Origin of the sequence: Paenibacillus sp. FSL R5-0914 (genome assembly GCF_038004525.1) — a bacterium.
Classification (GTDB): Bacteria; Bacillota; Bacilli; order Paenibacillales; family Paenibacillaceae; genus Paenibacillus_AQ.
On sequence record NZ_JBBORH010000001.1, the window covers coordinates 935,441 to 956,854 of the forward strand.

17 protein-coding genes are annotated in these 21,414 nt (G+C 43.9%); all 17 read left to right on the forward strand.

All coding sequences use genetic code 11. The features are described from left to right. Positions 1 to 293 precede the first annotated feature (293 nt). The 17 genes from MKX60_RS04050 (at position 294) to yycI (ending at position 21,413) form a co-directional block, all read left to right on the forward strand. A complete protein-coding gene (locus MKX60_RS04050; protein ID WP_341059106.1) occupies positions 294 to 2,246 on the forward strand; it encodes an endonuclease MutS2 in 1,953 nt (650 codons plus the stop codon). A gap of 191 nt (positions 2,247 to 2,437) precedes the next feature. After that, positions 2,438 to 4,168, forward strand: a complete 1,731-nt coding sequence (gene opp4A / locus MKX60_RS04055) for an oligopeptide ABC transporter substrate-binding protein (RefSeq protein ID WP_341059107.1) — start codon at positions 2,438 to 2,440, stop codon at positions 4,166 to 4,168. Positions 4,169 to 4,242: 74 nt separating this feature from the next. Beyond that, positions 4,243 to 5,187 carry a D-alanyl-D-alanine carboxypeptidase family protein gene (locus tag MKX60_RS04060; protein ID WP_339244147.1) on the forward strand — a complete coding sequence of 315 codons (945 nt, stop codon included), beginning with the start codon at positions 4,243 to 4,245 and terminating at the stop codon, positions 5,185 to 5,187. 315 nt (positions 5,188 to 5,502) lie between these two features. Further along, positions 5,503 to 6,543, forward strand: coding sequence for an LCP family protein (locus tag MKX60_RS04065; RefSeq protein WP_179085792.1), 1,041 nt, complete (start codon positions 5,503 to 5,505; stop codon positions 6,541 to 6,543). A gap of 193 nt (positions 6,544 to 6,736) precedes the next feature. Continuing rightward, on the forward strand, positions 6,737 to 7,162 hold the full coding sequence (locus MKX60_RS04070) for a CBS domain-containing protein (RefSeq protein ID WP_042193039.1): 426 nt from the start codon (positions 6,737 to 6,739) through the stop codon (positions 7,160 to 7,162). Between the two features lie 213 nt (positions 7,163 to 7,375). Further along, entirely contained in the window at positions 7,376 to 7,678 is a 303-nt protein-coding gene (locus MKX60_RS04075) for a MazG-like family protein (RefSeq protein ID WP_170880353.1), read from the forward strand. Positions 7,679 to 7,684: 6 nt separating this feature from the next. After that, positions 7,685 to 8,602: a DUF2232 domain-containing protein gene (locus tag MKX60_RS04080; protein WP_076298104.1), complete on the forward strand. Its 918-nt coding sequence runs from the start codon at positions 7,685 to 7,687 to the stop codon at positions 8,600 to 8,602. 11 nt (positions 8,603 to 8,613) lie between these two features. Beyond that, a complete protein-coding gene (locus MKX60_RS04085; RefSeq protein WP_042193037.1) occupies positions 8,614 to 10,620 on the forward strand; it encodes a DHH family phosphoesterase in 2,007 nt (668 codons plus the stop codon). Continuing rightward, positions 10,617 to 11,063 carry a 50S ribosomal protein L9 gene (gene rplI / locus MKX60_RS04090; protein WP_042193036.1) on the forward strand — a complete coding sequence of 149 codons (447 nt, stop codon included), beginning with the start codon at positions 10,617 to 10,619 and terminating at the stop codon, positions 11,061 to 11,063. Before MKX60_RS04085 ends, rplI begins: the two co-directional genes overlap by 4 nt. 1 nt (position 11,064) lies before the next feature. Then, positions 11,065 to 12,432 carry a replicative DNA helicase gene (gene dnaB, locus MKX60_RS04095; protein WP_042131710.1) on the forward strand — a complete coding sequence of 456 codons (1,368 nt, stop codon included), beginning with the start codon at positions 11,065 to 11,067 and terminating at the stop codon, positions 12,430 to 12,432. 209 nt (positions 12,433 to 12,641) lie between these two features. After that, on the forward strand, positions 12,642 to 13,928 hold the full coding sequence (locus MKX60_RS04100; RefSeq protein ID WP_076285057.1) for an adenylosuccinate synthase: 1,287 nt from the start codon (positions 12,642 to 12,644) through the stop codon (positions 13,926 to 13,928). 162 nt (positions 13,929 to 14,090) lie between these two features. Further along, positions 14,091 to 14,741: a hypothetical protein gene (locus MKX60_RS04105; protein WP_339244141.1), complete on the forward strand. Its 651-nt coding sequence runs from the start codon at positions 14,091 to 14,093 to the stop codon at positions 14,739 to 14,741. A gap of 309 nt (positions 14,742 to 15,050) precedes the next feature. After that, a complete protein-coding gene (locus MKX60_RS04110; RefSeq protein ID WP_339244140.1) occupies positions 15,051 to 16,595 on the forward strand; it encodes a M23 family metallopeptidase in 1,545 nt (514 codons plus the stop codon). Positions 16,596 to 16,784: 189 nt separating this feature from the next. After that, complete coding sequence (yycF, locus tag MKX60_RS04115; protein ID WP_042193032.1) at positions 16,785 to 17,516, forward strand: response regulator YycF; 732 nt, start codon at positions 16,785 to 16,787, stop codon at positions 17,514 to 17,516. Beyond that, positions 17,516 to 19,345 (forward strand): cell wall metabolism sensor histidine kinase WalK, encoded by a 1,830-nt coding sequence (walK, locus tag MKX60_RS04120; RefSeq protein ID WP_042193031.1) that lies wholly within the window; start codon positions 17,516 to 17,518, stop codon positions 19,343 to 19,345. Before yycF ends, walK begins: the two co-directional genes overlap by 1 nt. Beyond that, complete coding sequence (locus MKX60_RS04125) at positions 19,342 to 20,634, forward strand: YycH family regulatory protein (RefSeq protein ID WP_042193030.1); 1,293 nt, start codon at positions 19,342 to 19,344, stop codon at positions 20,632 to 20,634. The genes walK and MKX60_RS04125 overlap by 4 nt, the downstream gene beginning before the upstream one ends. Before the next feature lie 38 nt (positions 20,635 to 20,672). Further along, entirely contained in the window at positions 20,673 to 21,413 is a 741-nt protein-coding gene (gene yycI, locus MKX60_RS04130) for a two-component system regulatory protein YycI (protein ID WP_042193029.1), read from the forward strand. The last annotated feature ends 1 nt before the right edge of the window (position 21,414 follow it).

A 21,414-nucleotide genomic window follows, 5' to 3' on the forward strand; every position in this document is an offset into this window, starting at 1 on the left:
TTTGAGTTCGTATTACGCAGCAGTCTGTTGTTCCTTACGGGTGGATGATTTAGTTAAGAACACACGAAGCGTCAAATGGCCTCTTTACGGCTGTTGTTCTCTTTGTAATTAACCGTGCTCTTATTGCACGGTTTTTTTGTTTTTCGGCACCTGTTCTCATTTCGGGGCCTTAGGACGATAGAGGGCATCAGTATAAAAAGAAGGGCAAGGACTGCCATAGTGGCATTCTTTGCCCTTCTTTGCGTTATGGAGAATTAGGTCCAAACCAATAGAGATTTGAAGGAGGATTTGCTGTGAATTTACAAAGTCTAAACACGCTGGAATACGAAATCATTAAAACAGAGCTTGGGCGCCACGCAGTATCTTATGTAGGAAAAAAAGCTGTAGAAGAGCTTATGCCAATGACCTATTTGCCGACGATTCAAAGAGCAATGGAGGAAACTTCTGAAGCTAAAGAACTGCTGGAACGAGGATCGAGTGTACCCATTCCTTCATTAGAAGGCATTGAGTGGATCATGTCATTAATGGGGACTGGATATTTGTACAGTGAGCAAGATTTCACTGCGGTTGCTACATTTCTTAAGAGCTGTAGTCAACTGCGCAAATATATGGCCTCTAAAGAACAGAGTGCTCCACGGATTGCTGCATATGCATCCTCGTTGATGGAGTTAAATCACGTGAGGGAGGCTATTGATCGTTGTATCCGTTTTGGTGCGATTGATGATGGAGCAAGTAAGGGGTTAGAGCGAGTTCGTAAACGGATTGTAGTGGCTAAAGAACGTCTTCATAAAAAAATCGACGGAATTATGTCACGCCATCAATCGATTTTGCAGGAGAATATTTATAGTCAGCGAGGTGGGCGTTACGTTATCCCCGTAAAACGGGAATATCATAAACAAATAAAAGGATCGGTGCTTGATCAATCCACAAGTGGACAGACGGTGTTTATTGAACCAGACGAGATCGCTGCTCTCCAAATTGAGCTTGATTTACTTTTGGGTGAAGAGGCGCGAGAAGAAGCCGTAATCCTCAGCATGCTGACTAGCTTGGTAGAACAGGAACAGGCTGCCCTGCACCTTAATATTGAAGCTACGGGCACGTATGATTTTATTTTTGCTAAAGCTAAATATGCACGAACACTGGGGGCATCTTCTGTTACGCTGAATGCGAAAGGCTTTCTAAAGATGAATGGAGGCAGGCATCCCATGCTGAAGGGGATGATTCCGATCAATCTGGAGGTTGGTAAGGGGTATAAATCCCTCATCATTACAGGCCCAAATACAGGTGGTAAAACTGTGGTCCTTAAGACACTAGGGCTGCTGACGATCATGGCTCAATCGGGGCTGTTGATTCCGGTCGAGGAGGGTAGCGAATTCACTATTTTTACGGATGTAATCAGTGTAATTGGCGACGGACAAAGTCTGGCACAATCACTCAGCACATTCTCGGCGCAAATGAAGAGTATTGAGGGAATGCTGAGAGATGCATCTAAAGGGGTGCTGCTGCTCATTGACGAGCTGGCGGCTGGTACGGATCCCGGGGAAGGCATTGCGCTCTCTATCGCGATTCTGGAAGAGCTGAGCCGTAAAGGGGCGAATATTATTGTTACTACACATTTTAATGAGCTAAAAGCCTTTGCAGCCGCAACGACGGGCTTTCAAAATGCGCGAATGGAATTTGATAAAGAAACGCTACAGCCGTTGTATCGATTGACGATTGGAGAAGCGGGGGAAAGTTACGCTCTGCAGATCGCTAAAAAGCTGGGGATACAGGATAACGTTATTAAGAGATCATGGGAAATCGTAGAGGCGCAGCAACAAAGGCTACAGAAAGGCAGCGGAGAGGCATGGGGAAATCTTTTCAGCAAAGATGGAGAACAGGAATATGATGCACTTCCAGTAGAGGAACATGGCAATGCAGAAGAAGAGGCTACTCCATCTGACCGCAGCAAGGAGAAGCTGATTCAATTTGAAATTGGAGATGCAGTTGTGGTAACGTCACTTGGCCGCACAGGGATCGTTTATGAGAAGAGAGATCATTTAGGAATGGTTGGGGTGATGATCCAGAAGCAAAAAATGAAAATTAACCATAAGCGGTTGAAGCCCTATCTTTCAAAAGAAGAGCTATACCCGGAGGAATATGACTTTGATATTATTTTTGAGAGTAAGGATACACGTAAAAAGCGCAAGTTGATGCAGCGTAAGCATGTTGAGGGTTTAACGATTACGCACAGAGATGAAGAATAGATTCAATGAAGATCTGTCCACGAGACAGGTCTTTTTTTATAGATATAACGAAATAAGTGAATTTCAAGCAGGAGTAAAGGCCTAGGGCTTAGAAGTTATTGTAACCACCATAAAACTTTGTTACAGTAAAAATATTTATGTTCCATAACTTAAATGTAGATATACGTTCAACTAGAGAAGGGAAGAAACACATGAATAATAAGAAAATATGCAGGTTGTTGTTAACGCTGCTCGTGATGGCAACTCTATTGTCAGCATGTAGTAGAACAACTTCTAGCAGTAATCCATTATCTTCGCGCCATAATATAGTAGACGATAAGCCACAAGCTGGTGGAGTAGTTACCTACGGATTCTCCTCACCATTTACGGGTTTGTTTGAGCCTGCTTTTTATGAAGGTGAAGATGATTTTCATGTGCTGGAGTTTATTACTGAGCCGATGTTTCAGGTAAATGATGAACTAGTGACGGTTCCTAATATTGCCTCTTGGCAGGAATCTGATGATCATAAAGTATTTACCTTTAAAATTAAACCGGGAATCCGTTGGCATAACGGTGATGAATTAACGGTAGAGGATTGGAAATTCGCAATTGAAACTATTGCTAGTCCAGATTATACGGGCTCGCATTATTATAGTGTTGAAATGATTCAGGGTGCAGAAGCCTATCATGAGGGAGAAGCGAAGGGCATATCCGGATTGAAGGTTATAGATCCTTATACTTTGAAAATAACTGTAACTGCTGCACGGGTAAACACCATCGATAGTCTGTGGCCCTATCCGATGAATAAAAAATACTATACTGGAATTGCTGTTAAAGATATGCCTGAAAGTGACCAGATGCGAAAATCTCCTATAGGTATTGGCCCTTTTGAGGTTGAACATATTCAGCCTGGCCAGAGGGTAGAAATGAAACGTTTTGATCAATATTACAAGGGCAAAGCGCTATTGGATGGGATAGTGTATAAGGCATTTGACGATAAGGAAGTGGCTGAACGCTTTCAAACAGGAGAGATTGACATAGAGTCAGCCCCTCGGGATGCTTATGATGATCTAAAAGAACTGGATAATATTAACATCCTGCAAACTGCTGAGCTAGGCTATGAATATATAGGTTTTAAATTCGGGCATTGGGATACGGAAACCGAGACCATCGTAATGGATAACCCTAAATTTGAAGACAAAAGATTACGGCAAGCTATGTATTATGCTTTAGATCGTGAAGGGATCATCAAAGCATATTCCCACGGTTTAGCTGAGCCTGTAGAGACTCCAATATCTAGCACTAGCTGGGCGAAGATCCCTGATACTGAGATTAATGCTTATCTGTATAATCCTACAAAGGCCAAGGAACTGCTGGATGCTGCTGGGTTCTTGGATCTAGACGGTGATGGATTACGGGAAGATCCAAAGGGCCAAAAGCTGATGATCCATTTTGATTCTATGCTAGGCAGTCAAACAGCAGAGCTACGTACTAATGCCATTTTAAGAAATTGGCGTGATGTTGGACTCGATGTACAGCTGAACGGTGGAGCATTAAAGGAATTCCATGCTTTCTACGACGCAGTGGAAGCCGATGATCCGTCTATCGAACTATTTTACGGAGTATGGGGGTTAGCGAGTGATCCCGATCCAACAGGTCTATGGAGAGAAAATGATCTATGGAACTATCCCCGTTGGTCTTCCGAGCGGAATGAAGAGCTGATTCGTGAAGGCGTAAGTATGAAGGCATACGATATGGATTATCGTAAAGAAATATATTATGAGTGGCAGAAGCTGGTTAATGAAGAGGTGCCTATGATCTTTTTTGCCGAACGAAAAGCGATAGTTCCAGTAAATAAGCGCCTACAGGGCGTTCGCGTGAATTCAATGAGTACGATTATTGACCCTTATAAATGGTGGATTAAGGAAGAGGAAGAAAAATAAAATAATAATTTTTTGTGAAAAGTGAAATCAAATTGTAGTTTCATTCGTCATATATAGTATGGAGGATGACGACGATGAAGAGACGGATAGTAGTGGGGGCAATCGCAGCTGTATTAGTCGTTGTCTTAATTGCGGTATGGAGGCCAACTGGGCTTGGTTTTAAACCGAATATTGACGCGGAATCAGCAGTGCTTCTAGATATGGATACCGGAGATATATGGGTGGATATTAATGGTGATGTACCCATGCCACCGGCCAGTGTATCTAAATTAATGACAGAAATGATTGTGCTGGATCAAATCTCCTCTGGAATGATTAGATGGGAGGATAGAGTCCCAATTAGTGCCTATGCAAGTAAAATGGGCGGCACAAGTCTCTCATTGAAGCGGGGAGAATTCTATACTATAAGAGAATTATTCGAAGGAGTCACTATTTATTCTGCCAACGATGCTACTGTTGCATTGGCTGAGTATATGGCTGGTTCAGAAGCCTCTTTTGTGCTCATGATGAACGACAAGGCACATAGTCTAGGCTTATCTTCTCGTACAATATTTACTAATGCAACGGGCCTATCAGGTAAGGATCTTGGTTTCACTGATCCGAATATGCATATCAGCGGTGAGACTATGATGACAGCTCGTGATACCGCTAAATTGGCTGCCGCACTAATCTATCATCATCCGGATATTCTCAATATTTCCAGCCGTACACAAATGCATTTGAAGAATAAGGGGCTATATGTAAGTAATAGCAATTTCATGTTGCCAGCTATGGGTGGCATTTACGCTTATGAGGGTACAGATGGTTTAAAGACTGGACATAATAACCGGGCAGGATACTGTATTGCAGGCTCGGCTCAGCGGGATGGGCATAGGCTTATTGCAGTCGTTATGGGGGCAAAGACTTATGAGAGCCGATTTGAAGGGGCAGCAAAATTATTTGATTACGGATTTTTCCGTGGTTTACAATCCGGAGATCGGGTTAAACATATGATGAATCCGCTCAGAATTAGGAACTAAAGTCGGAGCGCCATACCAGTATTTATTACTTGGTTTGGTGCTTTTTCCCTATTCATGTCGTTATTTGTGGTTTCTTTTTATCCATTTAGTGATTACAATAGAAATATTGTTTTAGTCCACATTATTTTAGAACCGCAAAAAACTTTTTTTCTATAATTTTGAATGACCTGAATTTCTTGAAAGGGGGGACAATAAGATAATGGAATAAGGGTCAGTTGATCGCCGTGAGAAATAAAGTCATGACTGCCTGATAAAGATTCAGGAAGCATTATATATATGGCAAGCAATTATTCTACAATAAAGAAGGAATCAAAAATGAAGGAATCAAAGATGAAAAAAATAAAGAAAAGATATATCGCCCTCATTGTTCTTGTTGTTATTATAGCGGGAGGCTTTCTGTTTCGTAATTCCCTGGCTGTATTAGCCTTCGACCTCTTTTTGTCTGATCGGGTTGAAACTAAGCTAAAGGAAGAATCTTACCAGCCGCTTAAGGATGATAATAAGGTTAAGCCAGAACCGGTTGTGTACAAGAGCGATCCGTTCTCAATTATGTTGCTAGGTACCGATCAACGTGATAATGAAACGGCACGTTCAGATACCATGATGTACGCTGTTGTTCGGCCTGAGGACTATAAGATCCTGCTCATTTCTATTCCTCGTGATACGTATACGGAAATTATAGGTCATAAGGATAATAAAAAGGATAAGATTACACATGCCTATGCTTTTGGGGGGCAACAGATGGCCAAGGATTCTCTAGAAGCTCTGCTTGGTCATGATATTCAATATTATGCGACAATAAATTTCCAAGGACTCAAGGATGCTGTAGATGCTATTGGAGGCGTTCCGCTGCCGATTAAGAAAGACATTGTGAACAAGGGTAAGGATCATGAAAAGTTTACAATTGAAGCTGGAAAGTCGCTTTATAACGGACAAGAAGCATTGAACTATACGCGTTATCGTGAAGATAGTGACTTTAACCGTACCAAACGCCAACAGGTTTTTATTGATGTTGTAGCGAATAAAATGTTATCGATCAGTCAAATTGGCAACATTCCGAAGTTGCTGGATATTATGGGAGATAATTTTAAAACCGATATAGAGCCTTCGATGATCATTAGTCTAGCCAAAAAATTCATGGGCGGAAAAGGCATGGATATCTCAAGCTTCACAGTTATGGGTGAAGGTAAACGTATGGATGGTGTTTACTATGATATCGTTGATGAAGAGGATTTGAGTGAAGCTAAGGCGATGATCGACAACTGGATGAGTGCAGCAACACCTGTAGATCAACTAATTGAGCCGGGAAAAGCAAGCAATGCACTGGAGCCTAAATCAACAGCAGTTACGCAATAATTCTAAAGTGGAGTTCAAACTCATATAATTAATTGCAGCAGCCATTCACATTCTTATGGCTGCTGCTTACTGTCTTCATGCTATAATGTATTGGAACGATTATTAAGCTGCCACGTATTAATAATTTTGCATGGTAGTAAAAGGAAGTTAAAGAACCGTAATTCCTTCGGAACTCTTTGAGGAGGATCAAGAGATGAATATTGCATTTTTTTTACTTCCGAAACAGGAAGTCGCTTGCGTAACGATCGATTCAACGCTACGCCAAACGTTGGAGAGGATGGAGTATCACCGTTATACTGCTGTCCCTATTCTGAACCGAAATGGAGAATACGCTGGTACGGTTACAGAGGGTGATCTGCTCTGGTATATGAAGGAATCCGAGGGCAAGGTTACTTTCGAGAACGCTTCAAAATTCTTGCTTAAAGATTTGCCGTTGAGGATGAATAACAGACCTGTCTCGATTGATGCGGATATGGAAGATCTGATTAATTTGGCTAAGGTACAGAACTTTGTTCCTGTAGTCGATGATATGAACCGGTTTATTGGCATCGTTCGCCGGAGTCAAGTCATAGAATATTGTGAGAAATTTGTATCAAAACAATCTCAAGAGTCATTATAGCCCAATTTATTCGCGGTAATAGAAGCAATCGGAACAAGGCCTGTATTTCCGGCGATAACGGAAAGCAGGTCTTTTTTAAAAATGTAAGAAGTACTAGTTCATCCCTTGTTGAAGCATACTTAAGGTGCGCGGGGCGCCCTTGTGTGACACGGAATTTTTTATGCTATAATGGAGAATAAAGCTTTTTACCGGAGGTAGAGAGACGTGTCCAATGTGCCGAAGGATCTGGATGTCGCTAAACGCGCCAAGGTAATTGAATGGTTAAAAACAGAAGTGATTGACCAAGTTTCACGGTTATTTAAAGCGTTATGGGAAGGCAGTACTACCCGTGTGGGCGACAGCCTGGCTAGTTTGATTATGAGCTCTTATATTTTGGGCCGCAGACTAGGGATTCCCTATCGTCAATTAGATGACTTGCTACTCGAGAAGCTCAGAAAGCATAAGCAGGAAGGGCATCAACTGGAAGAATGGTATCAAGATATATCTGCTTTAGAAGAACATATGCGTAAGAGGTGAATACTGTTGAAATTTCGCTGGTCATCTGTGGCTTGGAGCGTAGTATATTTACTTTTGCTGCTTAGTTTAACGACTCCACTGCTCATCATCACTACCCTATTTATGATTGTTCCGGCAGTAGTGTTATTCACTACGCTGAACACCAAACAATTCGTTCTACACGTATTGCCGGTGTTGCTGATTGTTGGTCTGATTACACCTATTTATGTGCTGATCGCGGCGTATTTCTTAATACCTGCTCTGGTTATGGGACGTTGGTATAAAAGACATGCTTCAGCAGTATCTACCGTGATTGCAGGTACGGTTACGATTCTTGGAGAATTCCTGTTACTCTTATTACTCGGTACGGCGTTATTTAACTTTGATTTGTCTAACTATGTGAACGATGTGCTGCAGATGGTTAACTCGCCTCTGTCTGATCTTGGTACTGCTAATCCACTGTTTACTGATCTTGGATTTACGACTGAGGATGTAAACAAGCTAAGTCATATGACGGTTCAAATGATCCCAATGACTCTAATCGTAAGCTCTTTTATGATAGCTGTCATTACGCATTCTATTGTTCGTCCGATTCTGAACAGTATGAATTATGCAGTGCCTAAGATGAAGCCTGCTCGTGAATGGAGACTTTCGAGATCGTTTATTTGGTATTATTTGATTGGTGTGGTTCTTCAGCTCTTCTTCTCAGGATCAGAGAATAATTACATCCTCATGATTTCTGCCAATCTACTGCCGTTGTTACGAATTGGCTTTATGATTCAGGCGATTGGATTTTTCTTCTTCCTGGCGCATGAACGCAAATGGAACAAGATGGTTGCCATTCTGCTAGCAATACCGGTCATTTTGCTGCCGCCGCTACGCATTATCGGTATTATTGATCTTGCTTTCCCACTGCGGGAGTATGTGACGAAATCGAAACGATAGGGTGAGAGTTCATGCCTAAATTTCTGCAAAGACGCTGGCACGGCTATCATACCGTATGGGCGTTCATGCTGCTGTTGGCCCTTATTATAATTGTTAGTATTTATAACTGGGCTCTTGGGGTCGTTAGCCTGTTTCTGGCAGGTACATTATGCTTCTATATGCTGAAGACGGAAATTTCGTTCCGCCGTAATCTGGTGGAATATATTAATGGATTAACTTTTCGTATTAAGCGAGTGGAGGGAGAAGCAGTGAGTATGCTGCCCCTCGGAATCATTCTGTTTAGCGAAGATCGAACAGTAGAATGGAATAACCGCTATGCTGGTGATATTTTTGCGCGCAAGTCTTTAGTTGGGGAACCGCTACTGGAATTGCTGCCGGATATGCAGTCTTTTTTTACGACGAATGTATCGGGAAAAAGGGATGTTCACAAAGAAGGCGTATTGCATGACACTCGCCTTGAGCTCACTGTGGATGAACGATTTTACCAAGCCGTCATTATTCCAAGTGAACGTATTCTTTACATGTATGATATCACTGAGCTTGTGGTGCTACGTGAACGTTATGAGGATGAGAAGCTGGCGATTGGCATAGTGATGATGGATAATCTAGATGAATCTGCTCAAGGAATGGATGATCAACAGCGTACTTCTCTGATCGCTAAGGTAGCGAGTGAGATCACCGAATGGAGTAAACAGTTTGATGTTTATCTACGTCGTCTGTCGTCTGAGCGTTATCTAATGCTACTTAATCATCGTAGTCTGCAAGCACTGGAAGAAAGTCGATTCGTTATTCTCGATGAGATTAGGGAAATGACGGCCGACCTTAAAGTGCCCATGACACTGAGTATTGGTATGGCATTTGGAGCGGACTCTGCAAGCGAGCTAGGTGCCTTAGCACAATCCAGTTTGGATATGGCGCTCGGCCGAGGTGGAGATCAGGCTGCTGTAAAAGCAGGTCAGAGGTTGTCTTTCTACGGTGGAAAGAGTAATGCTGCGGAGAAGCGTACACGAGTGCGGGCACGAGTCATTGCGCATGCGCTGCGTGATTTAATGCAGGAGAGCGACCGTGTGCTGATCCTCGGCCACCGCACACCAGATATCGATGCTGTTGGTGCTGCGATTGGCCTTCTGAGAGCCGCACAGATGTATAATGTAGAGGCTAGCATTGTGATGGAGACTCCTAATCCTTCCATAACGAACATGATGGAGCAGATTCGGAAAGATGATGAATTGTTTAAGTCGTTCATCACAACGGAGCAGTCTTTACAAGTGATGACGGAGCATACACTGCTTATTGTTGTAGATACCCATAAGGCATCTATGACAATGGAACCGCGGCTTGTGCAATATGCGAGTAGAATTGTGGTGGTGGATCATCACCGTAGAGGCGAAGAGTTCATCAACGATGCTGTACTTGTCTATTTAGAGCCTTATGCTTCATCAACCTGTGAGCTGGTGACAGAGTTGCTTCAATATATCCATGAGAAGGTAAAGATTAGTCCATTGGATGCTACAATGCTCTTAGCGGGAATTACTGTAGATACGAAGCACTTTGCACTGCATACAGGCTCACGTACATTTGAAGCTGCAGGGTTTCTGCGCCGAAATGGTGCGGATACCGTTCTTATTCAGCGTATGCTGAAGGAGGATTTACAGGAGTATATTTCAAAAGCCGAAATTATCAAACATGCGCGTATGATTTATGATCAAATCGCATTGGTCGTTACGGCACCAGGTATGAAGATTCCACAGCTACTTATCGCTCAGACTGCGGATACATTACTTGGGATGACGAACGTAGTCGCTTCATTTGTCATTAGTGAGCGACCAGACGGCCTGATAAGCATTAGTGCTCGATCACTTGGGCGTATGAATGTACAGGTCGTGATGGAAAAAATGGGTGGCGGTGGGCATCTATCGAACGCCGCGGTACAGCTAGAAGGAACATGTAAAGAAGCAGAAGCCAGACTGCTGCAAGTGCTGGCTGAAATCGAATCGAAAGAGGGTTTATTCGAATGAAGGTCATTTTCATAAAAGATGTTAAGGGTCAAGGTAAAAAAGGTCAGGTTAAAGAGGTATCCGAAGGCTATGCTTCGAACTTCCTATTACCACGTGGATTAGTTCGTCCGGCAACGGAAGGCAATGTGAAGACGCTTGAGAATCAAGCAGCTGCTGAACAACGCCGTAAAGATAACGAAAAAGAAGAAGCTCAGCAACTGGGCAAGAAGATAGATGAGCTTACTCTTACTATGAAAGCAAAAGCAGGTGAAGGCGGCCGTCTATTCGGCGCAATCACGAGCAAACAAATTGCTGAAACGCTAGCTTCCACTCAAAGCATTTCCATCGATAAGCGTAAGATTGAGCTAGGAGAGCCGATTCGTCATTTGGGAGTGTTTCAAGTAAGTATAAAACTACACACTGAAGTAAAGGCTACCCTTAAGGTTCAGGTAACGGAGGAGTAACATGGGTGGAGATCTCTTTTTCGATCGGGTTCCCCCGCAGAATCTTGAGGCGGAGCAAGCGGTAATTGGTGCTGTTCTGTTGCAGGATGAAGCGCTCATTACTGCAATGGAACGGGTGAATACCGAAGACTTCTACGATAAAGCGCATCAAATGATTTTTGAGGCGATGGTGCAGCTCGGAGAAGAGAGCCAGCCGATTGATCTTGTTACGCTTACTTCTAGACTGCAGGACAAGGGAGAGCTCGAAGATATTGGTGGTGTTAGCTACCTAGCTAAGCTGGCGCATGCTGTGCCTACTGCGGCTAACGTAGAATACTACGCGCAGATTATTGAAGAAAAGGCTATGTTACGGCGTTTGATTCGTACAGCGACGCAAATTGTAAGCGAGGGTTACACCGGCGGTGAAGATGTAGCCGATATGCTGAGTGATGCAGAACGGCGAATTCTTGAAATCTCTAACCGGCGCAGCGGCAGTGGATTTATCGCAATCCGCGATGTTTTGATGGAAGTATTTGATAAAGTTGAACTCCTCCATCAGAATAAAGATAAGGGCGGCATGTCAGGTATTCCAACGGGATTTGTGGATTTAGACCATATGACTAATGGATTCCAGCGCAATGATTTGATTATTGTTGCAGCCCGTCCTTCTGTAGGTAAGACAGCATTCGCGCTAAATATTGCTCAGAATGTGGCCGTACGTGCCAAAGAGACGGTTGCCATATTTAGTCTGGAAATGTCTGCGCCGCAGCTAGTACAGCGGATGATTTGTGCCGAAGCTAATCTGGATGCGAATACTATGCGTACCGGTGACTTTAAGAGTGATGATGATTGGTCGAAGCTGACTATGGGCATTCAGTCCCTATCGGAGGCGGAGATTTATATCGATGATACAGCAGGGATTACTGTAACGGATATTCGTGCGAAATGCCGGAGGCTCAAGAAGGAAAAGGGCCTGGGGATGATCGTCATTGACTACTTGCAGCTCATTCAGGGCCGCGGTAAAGGCGGGGAAAACCGTCAACAGGAAGTATCGGATATATCCCGTACTTTGAAGCAGATCGCTCGTGAATTGGACGTGCCGGTTATCGCCCTGTCGCAGCTTAGCCGGGGTGTGGAACAACGTCAGGATAAACGACCGATGATGAGTGACTTGCGTGAATCCGGTTCTATCGAGCAGGATGCCGACATTGTTGCGTTCTTGTATCGTGACGACTATTACAATCAGGACACTGAGAAGAAAAATATTATTGAAATTATTATAGCCAAACAGCGTAATGGTCCGGTTGGGACAGTAGAGCTTGTCTTCCTCAAAAACTTCAACAAGTTCGTTAACTACGAGCGAGCACATGCAGAACCATTTGCTGGGTAACCTGTCATGTATGATATCCGAACGATTGCACATTTCTTTGTGTAATCGTTCGTTTTATTTGACTTTGAAAAAAACGGCTGTTACACTGAGTATTGTCCTTTAGTGGGTAAATCCGCTTGGAGTCCGGAGGGCTACGTACATAAGAATGACGTACAGGGCCCATATTATGAAAAATAATGGTGCTTGCTAGCACCTACGGAGGAATGAACATGTCAACGGTAGTCGTCGTGGGAACACAATGGGGAGACGAAGGTAAAGGGAAAATCACTGACTTTCTAGCGGAAAGTGCAGATGTGGTTGCCCGTTATCAAGGGGGCAATAATGCCGGTCACACGATTCTGATTGACGGTGAGAAGTTTAAGCTCAGCTTAATCCCTTCTGGTGTATTTTATAAAGAAAAGACTTGTGTAATTGGTAACGGGATGGTTATTAATCCAGCTGCCTTGATCCAAGAAATTAATTATATTCATGAGAACGGCTTTGACACTAAAAACTTAGTGATCAGCGACCGGGCTCATGTTATTATGCCTTATCACATGGTACTGGATGCTCTGGAAGAAGACCGCAAGGGTCCGAACAAGATTGGTACAACACGCAAAGGCATCGGTCCATGTTACATGGATAAGGCTGCACGTAACGGTATCCGTATTGCTGACCTGATGGACGCTGAGGAATTCGAATTGAGACTTCGTCACTTGATGGAAGAGAAGAACCAAGTGATTACTCAAGTATATGGCGCGGAAGCTCTTGATGTTGAAGAGATTCTGACTCAGTACCTGGAATATGCGGAAGTGCTACGTAATTATGTGACAGATACGTCGGTCATTCTTAATGAAGCTATTGATGCAGACCGCAAAGTATTGTTTGAGGGTGCACAAGGGGTAATGCTTGATATCGATCAAGGCACGTATCCGTTTGTTACTTCTTCTAACCCTTCTGCAGGTGGCGTATGCATAGGTTCTGGTGTTGGACCTTCTAAGATTAAACAGGTTATCGGGGTTGCTAAAGCCTACACTACTCGTGTTGGAGATGGCCCGTTCCCTACAGAACTGAACGATGCAACTGGTGATTATATCCGTGAAACAGGTCATGAATATGGAACAGTTACAGGACGTGCTCGCCGTGTAGGTTGGTTTGACAGTGTTGTTGTAAGTCACGCTCGTCGTGTAAGTGGAATCACAGGCTTGTCTCTTAACTCGCTGGATGTGCTGAGTGGACTTGAGACTGTGAAGATCTGCACAGGCTACAAATACCGTGGTGAAATAATCACGCATTACCCAGCTAGCCTTAAGATGCTTGCAGAGTGTGAAGCGGTATATGAGGAGCTTCCAGGTTGGAGCGAAGATATTACTTCTGCAAAAACATTGGATGATCTGCCAGCAAATACACGCAGATATGTTGAACGTGTATCTGAGCTTACAGGGATTCCGATCGCCATCTTCTCAGTAGGCCGTAACCGTGAGCAGACGAATCAAGTAATGCCAATTTATATCTAAATAAATTTAGTCATTTATAAGGGACCTCGCGAGAGGTCTCTTTTTTATGTTTACTTTTATGTGTATGTTTCCCGAAGCCGGTTCTAGTCAATACTGGGAGTATAGAAAAACATGGAAAAAATATACCAGATAGACTTGAACATAGGTGAGAGGAGAGAAGAAATGAAGATCGTGAAGCGTGCACTGGGAGTATGTCTAATTGTAGTACTCGCAAGTACACTTTCAATTCTAACTACGGGCGTGGTTGTAAATGCTTATATTCAGTCGGTTCTGGCGAGCTTCGATATTAAAGTGGATAGTCCAGGCCCAGGTTTAGGTGGGATGGTCAAGAGCATTATTGGCATGGATAGCCAATCGGACTCCAATAAAGCGAATAAAGAAGCGACGACAACAGGCAGCGCGGTAAACAAGGATAAAGATAACAGTAAGGATACACCTGAAAAAGGGGAGCCGGTGGAGGAAAAAGCACCCGAGGATGCTTTACCGGTTATGGGCCAAGCCTCAAATGAGTCTTCTACTAACGAAAGCCAGAGTGGAATTTCAGAGGACCAGAAATTGGTAATGACACCTGAGGCAATAGGTGACTTAAAAGATAATCTCCCTTCGGCGGAGAAGGTAAATATATTCAATATCTTGATGTCCAAACTACCGCAGGATGAGATGCAGAAAATCTCCACGGCGATGGAGGATGGTCTAACGGAGGATGAGGTTAAGGAGCTGCAACAAGTTATTGCCAAATATGTTGATCGCGATGAATACGAGAGTATAATGAAAATGCTTACACCAACTACAGAAACTCTACAGCAGCCATAGTAATTGTCAATTTCTAGACACAAGAAAAAGGCTAAATTTTCATATTTGCGCAAAAAACCCGCGTATTTCGTGGGTTTTTTTATGTGTACAAAGTTGAAATTTTTCGCTCAGCTATGGTACATTAGACAAGGATGTTCAAAGGGTTAATTTTTTGTAACCAATTGTAACCTTTTTGAGGGTCCATTAGAAGCAGGAATTTAGAACTAGGATAAGCAGAAACATTCATGGTCGTAATCTATATAATCGAGATCGTACAACTAGCTTGGCCGTTCATATCAGATGACAGAGCGGACTGAAAGGGAGAGTTTCATGAAGGGATTTAAGTTCATGCGCCGGATGGGGAAACTGCGGAATAGTGACACAGCAGAATCCGGAGCAGATGTTCAGCAGAGCCACAATTTCGATCACGACTCCACACACTTTCATCAAGAAAAAGGGACTCGTAGATTCCGGCGTTCTTGGATTTTGGGAGCTGTTGGCCTAGTACTTCTAACCACTGTATTGATCGGTGCAGAGAAAAAGTATGTAGCAGCCAATACCGAAACCTACTATCAAGTGTTGGTGAAGGGTAAGGAGATCGGGAAGCTTAACGATCAGGCACAGCTTAATCAGCTGTATGATAAGAAGCAACAGGAATATCAGGACAAGTATCCAGATTCAACGATGGTGCTTCAGACAGAAGGCATTACAATTAAACAGGAGAAAGCGTACAAGCCGGAAGTTGATAGTGAAGCAACGCTTAATAAACTAGATGGAATGCTGAAGGCCTATGCCGTAGGTGTACAATTATTGGTAGATGGCAAGGTGGTTGGCATTGTTAAGGATCAAGAGACCGCAAATGCGGTGCTTGAAGGGGTAAAGAATCATTATGTTCCGCAAACTAAAGTAGCAACGGCTAGTAAGCTCACAAGAACAGCAGCCTCAAGTTCAAGTGCTGCGAAAGCAAAAGCTCCTAACCAAGTGGAGTCAGTCAAAATTAGTGAAGAAGTTGCTATTGTTCCAGTGAAGACAGATCCTAACAAAGTATTGGATGTCGAGGAAGCGGTCAAAACTCTTACCGAGGGTAAAGAAGCACCACTTCTTTATACCGTTCAAGAGGGCGATACGATTTCGGGGATTGCCAAACGGTTTGAAATTACACAAAAAGAGATCTATAGTAACAACCCGGATGTGAAAGAGCTAACGTTGAAGATTGGAGATACACTGAAGCTGAAGGTACCACAGCCAGATGTTACAGTTGTTACTGTAGAGCAAGTGTCAGAGCAGGTGGTTACTGAGCCTGAAGTGATCGTGCGGAAAAGCGACCAGTTACCAGCAGGCAAAAGTAAGGTCGTTCGTCCAGGACAAACGGGCCTTAAAGAAATGCAGTATCGGTTAACAAAGAAAAACGGAATGGTCGTACAAGAAGAGTGGTTGGGTCAGACCGTTATTAAATCTTCTCTCCCTGAAGTGGTTTATCGGGGGACGAAGGTAGTTGGTGAAGGAACAGGCATGTTCAGTTGGCCAGTAAGCGGAGCAACCCTTACTAGTAGTTTCGGTGAGCGCTGGAGCCGTGCTCATAAGGGTCTAGATATGGTATCTGGCAACCGGAGCATTAAAGCCTCTGATGCCGGAACTGTAATCTTTGCTGGTGTGAAGAGTGGATATGGAAATGTGGTTATTGTGGATCACCGTAACGGATACGAAACCTATTATGGCCACTTAAACAGCATCTCCGTTTCTACGGGACAGCGTTTGGAGCAAGGCGCCAAAATTGGCGTAATGGGCAATACTGGACGCTCGACGGGAACACATCTGCATTTTGAGATTCGGAAGAATGGCACTGCGGTAAATCCAATGAAGTATTTGCGATAATTCATACTTTAACCTCAACTGCTCGATTAAACTCGAGCGGTTTTATTTTTTTTAATATAGGAATGACGATATAGCTGTTTCTTTTTGCTGGGGAAGCCGATTCCTTATTTCGTAGGATGTGACGGTAAGACAGGTATGTTAAAATAAAGGAATGATCTTTAAGTAGGGATAGGAAGGTGAAGCTGAGACATGCAGATGGGAACGATTCTGGTAGTAGACGATGAACAGCCTATTGCTGATATATTGAAGTTTAATCTAGAAAAAGAAGGCTACGAGGTTATTTGTGCTTTTGATGGTAACAGTGCAGTAGAATTGGCATTGTCCAAAAAGCCTGATCTTATGCTGCTTGATCTTATGCTGCCTGGTAAGGACGGGATGGATGTTTGTCGTGAGGTTCGTTCTGCACATTTGGACATTCCTATCATTATGCTTACTGCCAAAGACGGAGAGATTGATAAGGTGCTTGGTCTAGAGCTTGGTGCGGATGACTATGTGACCAAACCTTTTAGTACACGTGAGCTACTCGCCAGAGTGAAGGCCCAAATGCGGAGACAGCACAAACCGTCACCGCCGGGAATGGCGAATGAACCTGCAGAGACCAGACAGGGTATATACCATTTTGATCTATTTATTGATACAGATATGTATCTGGTTTATAAGGGTGGGGAGCCGCTTGATTTGACCCATCGTGAATATGAGCTGCTCTACTATATGATTAAACATGCGGGTAAGGTGATGACCCGGGAGCATTTACTGCAGGCTGTGTGGGGATTCGAGTATTTCGGCGATGTGCGGACCGTAGACGTGACGATCCGTCGTCTAAGAGAGAAAATTGAGGAGAATCCCAGCAAGCCGGAATATATTTATACTCGGCGCGGACTTGGCTATTTGATGCATAGCCCTAAAAGCGGAGGACTGTGATGAAGTGGTGGTCCTTTTTCCGGACAATTCAGGCCAAGCTTATTATTATTTATGTGCTGCTGATTCTGATAGCTATGCAGTTAATTGGAGTCTATTTTGTCAGCTCGATGAAGAACTCGTTAACGGATAACTTCACGAAGGATCTTAAAGCACGTGCGGAGATGCTGTCCATCCTGACTGCTGATAAATTCGGTAGTGAGGCTGGTACCGTTGACGAGGAAACGGCTGTAGAAAGTCTGCGTGGTATGGTTAATAATCTTTACATTAACGGGGCCGAGATTCAGGTGCTTGATGCCAGCGGCAAAATCATCACCACCTCCGTGCCCTCACAGAATGACTATGTCGGACAGCGCAACACTCAGACCGTAGTGAATCGCGCCTTGCAGGGGATCAGTGATAATGAAGAATATATTATTGCTGATGATAATGTGCGGAAAAAGGTTGTGGCCAAGCCGGTACTTTCCGGTGACAAGGTAGTAGGTGCAATCTATATTGCTGCTGACATGAAAGATTTATATGCGACCATGGGCAGGATCAACAGTGTATTCATCTCTGGTTTGCTGTTAGCCTTGGGACTGACAGTTGTCCTATGTGTTATTCTTGCACACACCATTACGCAGCCGATTAAAGAAATGACTAGGCATGCAACAGCTGTTGCTGAAGGTCGGTTCAATCGAAAAATGCCCGTACTCGGCAACGATGAAATTGGACAACTCAGTCAGGCATTCAATTATATGACCGGCAGATTGCGTGAGGCGCTCTCTCAGAATGAGGAAGAGAAAGAGAAGCTTACCTCTATTCTGACGAATATGAGTGACGGTGTGGTAGCCACGGATGAGAATGGTGTAGTCATTCTTATGAACCTTCGAGCAGCACTTATGCTGGGAACAGAAGGTCCGTTGCCGGAAGGTGCCCCACTGGATAAATTGCTAGGTCTTGATTATGAGCAGAGTGGTTCCTTGGCTAAAGGAAATGCCCAGTCTGCAATGCTTCATCTGACACATATGGGTGGAGAAGATTCTAATATCGTGAGAGTTACGTTTACTCCGATTCATCGCCGTGAAGGTGGGATTGCCGGTACTATTGCCGTGCTGCAAGATGTAACTGAGCAAGAGAACCTGGAGGAATCACGCCGAGAGTTCGTCGCGAACGTTTCGCATGAGCTAAGAACACCACTTACAACGATTAAAAGCTATGTGGAGGCACTTGATGATGGAGCGCTTGAGGACCCGCAGTTAGCGGTTCGTTTTGTTGGGGTTATTCGTAACGAAACCGAGCGTATGATTCGTCTGGTTACGGATCTACTGCATCTGTCGCGTCTGGATTCCAAGGAGGCACTTCTCAGAATTCAGCAGACGGATATTACTGAAATGCTAGAGGATGTAGCAGACCGCTTTTCTTTTCAGATTCGGCAGAAGCGGATCGACATTAGTACAAGGGTCCGTAGGGATGTCAGCACAGCATGGCTCGATCGTGATCAAATCGATCAGGTCTTGGGGAATTTGGTCTCCAATGCATTAAAATATACGCCAGAAGGCGGTACGATTGAATTGGAAGCCTTGAAAAGTGAGGATGGAATGCTCTCCATTTCTGTACGTGATTCCGGGATTGGTATACCGAAGAAAGACATCGAGCGGATCTTTGAACGTTTTTATCGGGTGGATAAGGCGCGTTCACGGAATATGGGAGGCACCGGACTTGGCCTTTCCATTGCCCGGGAAATTGTGAAAGCCCATGGAGGCTCTATTTCCCTGCAATCCGAGCTTAATGAAGGCTCTAAGGTAACCTTTACACTACCTCTGAATGCGCAAAGGGGGAGTGAGGCATGAAGGAGAGATTGAAGTCATGGATTCTAGCCTTGCTCGTGCTGGGAAGTCTTGTTGAGAGTTACTATTTGATTTATCGCTTGCCTGGTGCAGACTCAGCGGTACTTTCCGAGAATCTATATGTGAAGACAGACAATATGGGACCGGAGGAAAAGGTTGAGAACCTGCTGTACCCTGATAAAATGATCATCCATATGGGCGATAACAAGCATACGCTTTTTTATCCAGACTCAACGTTCTATAGCTTGATTATGAATCGGTTAAAAGGGCGTGGATTTGAAAGCTTCCAGCGGCACTCGGTACAGGATTATGATTGGGATAAGATTCGAAATGAGAATCCGGGGATTGAGCTTTCGTTCGGATCCGGCATTCCGGTAACGTTACTTCAGCGGGTTATGCAGCTGTCACCTGATTCCCTATTTGAAGGAGAAAGCATTGATCGCATTTGGATCTATAACATTAAGAATGACTCCAAAGCGCATGCCATTTTCTTCAGTACGAGAGGCGACATTATATATGAAGCGGCAAAAGCGGATTTAACTGTGCAAGACGTGCAGCAGCATGTGGATTTCGGCAAGAACTGGACGCCTTACAAGTCCGTAGATGGTGATTATTATGTGCCAGACAGCAAGATTTCTCTGGTTCAGGTTGAGATGCCTTCAGGCATGTATACCATAGAACAAATGCAGAACAATCTTTTCTTCGATGTTGGAAGCACTAGATATATTCGCGAGAAAAATGGCTCGGAGATTTATACGGATAGCAAACGGAGTCTTCAGGTCGATAAGGAACGGAATTGGATGAGCTATAGCGATCCTGCCGCACTTCCAGCCGGAGACAGTACACCTGCCAAGGATGCGCTTGAAGCTGTAGAATTTGTGAACCAACATGGTGGATGGAATGGAACCTATCGTCTTGAAGCCACCGAGGAGGGGAGACAGGAGAGAAAGGTCTCTTTTCAACAATATTATGGCTCCTATCCATATGGCTCCTATCCGATCATGAGCAACTCGCAGCTGCAGTATGGTGTAATTAATCTGGAATTGCAGCAAGGCACCGTATCCTCTTATGAACGCTCGTTAATCTATATTGATGAGAGTAAGGCAGAGAAGAAAATCGTAGAGCTATCTGGAGGCGTGGAGCTAGAGAATCAATTGTCTGCGGTCAGCAAAACTTCGGCAGTGAAGGATTTAACGCCTGCGTATGTACCTGTAGTGAAAGAAGAGAAGCTGCAACTACTTCCAGTCTGGAAGGTTACGCTTATTGACGGCAGCGTTCTTACATTAAATTAATGTACAAGTTGTTCATATAACATTTAGGAGGTAAGGGTATGGATTGGGGAAGAGCCAAAAATGTACTAATTTGCGCCTTTTTAGGTCTAAATCTGCTGCTATGTTATCAGCTGTGGATTGATTTGCGCGATCAGGTTAGTGCCAATCTCGATTTCACTTCCCTGTCCGAAGAAACCCAGGCGGTCATGGAGCAGAAAGGGATTCGTGTGTTGTGTCCCATTCCGGCTTCTACCCCGCAGCTTCCTAATATAACTTATCGATATTCTGCTGAAGAGCAGAATGAACCACCCATTAAATTAGATGTTCCTATAGACAGCAAGCTGATCTATTCTTCCTTCACTGACCTTAGCAAGGCGCTTGAGAGTCAAATACCGGATATCGCAAATTATCGTTTTGATTCTCAAGAAAGTGAAGTTGGGAAGTTCGTGCTTCACCCGCTAGTTCAGAATCAGTGGTCGCTATTCCGAGTTAGGTTAGAGTTGATTAATAGTGATCAGAAGATTGTAGCTTTCCGCTCACCTAAGATTGAGATAGGGGCAAGCAGTAGCGATAAGGAACAGAAGGTACTGCCGGCATCGCAAGCGCTTAGCAGTTTGATTGAAAAATATTTTCCGGCAGACTCCGTAGTAAAGGAGATTGAGCTTGGTTATTATGGTGAGTTGTTCAACTCCGAAAGTCAGGTAGCGTCGCCAATGTGGCGGTTCATGCTGGAGAACGGCAATGCCTATTATGTGGATGCTATAAGTGCGGACATCATCAGTCCGAAGACAACAGATTAGA

Bases quoted from the DNA above. Each gene is read 5' to 3' on its own strand.
- dnaB (WP_042131710.1), top strand. From the start codon at position 11,065: ATGGGTGGAGATCTCTTTTTCGATCGGGTTCCCCCGCAGAATCTTGAG.
- MKX60_RS04065 (WP_179085792.1), top strand. From the start codon at position 5,503: ATGAAGGAATCAAAGATGAAAAAAATAAAGAAAAGATATATCGCCCTC.
- yycF (WP_042193032.1), top strand. From the start codon at position 16,785: ATGCAGATGGGAACGATTCTGGTAGTAGACGATGAACAGCCTATTGCT.
- MKX60_RS04070 (WP_042193039.1), top strand. From the start codon at position 6,737: ATGAATATTGCATTTTTTTTACTTCCGAAACAGGAAGTCGCTTGCGTA.
- MKX60_RS04085 (WP_042193037.1), top strand. From the start codon at position 8,614: ATGCCTAAATTTCTGCAAAGACGCTGGCACGGCTATCATACCGTATGG.
- opp4A (WP_341059107.1), top strand. From the start codon at position 2,438: ATGAATAATAAGAAAATATGCAGGTTGTTGTTAACGCTGCTCGTGATG.
- MKX60_RS04105 (WP_339244141.1), top strand. From the start codon at position 14,091: ATGAAGATCGTGAAGCGTGCACTGGGAGTATGTCTAATTGTAGTACTC.
- walK (WP_042193031.1), top strand. From the start codon at position 17,516: ATGAAGTGGTGGTCCTTTTTCCGGACAATTCAGGCCAAGCTTATTATT.
- MKX60_RS04060 (WP_339244147.1), top strand. From the start codon at position 4,243: ATGAAGAGACGGATAGTAGTGGGGGCAATCGCAGCTGTATTAGTCGTT.
- rplI (WP_042193036.1), top strand. From the start codon at position 10,617: ATGAAGGTCATTTTCATAAAAGATGTTAAGGGTCAAGGTAAAAAAGGT.
- MKX60_RS04125 (WP_042193030.1), top strand. From the start codon at position 19,342: ATGAAGGAGAGATTGAAGTCATGGATTCTAGCCTTGCTCGTGCTGGGA.
- MKX60_RS04100 (WP_076285057.1), top strand. From the start codon at position 12,642: ATGTCAACGGTAGTCGTCGTGGGAACACAATGGGGAGACGAAGGTAAA.
- MKX60_RS04110 (WP_339244140.1), top strand. From the start codon at position 15,051: ATGAAGGGATTTAAGTTCATGCGCCGGATGGGGAAACTGCGGAATAGT.
- yycI (WP_042193029.1), top strand. From the start codon at position 20,673: ATGGATTGGGGAAGAGCCAAAAATGTACTAATTTGCGCCTTTTTAGGT.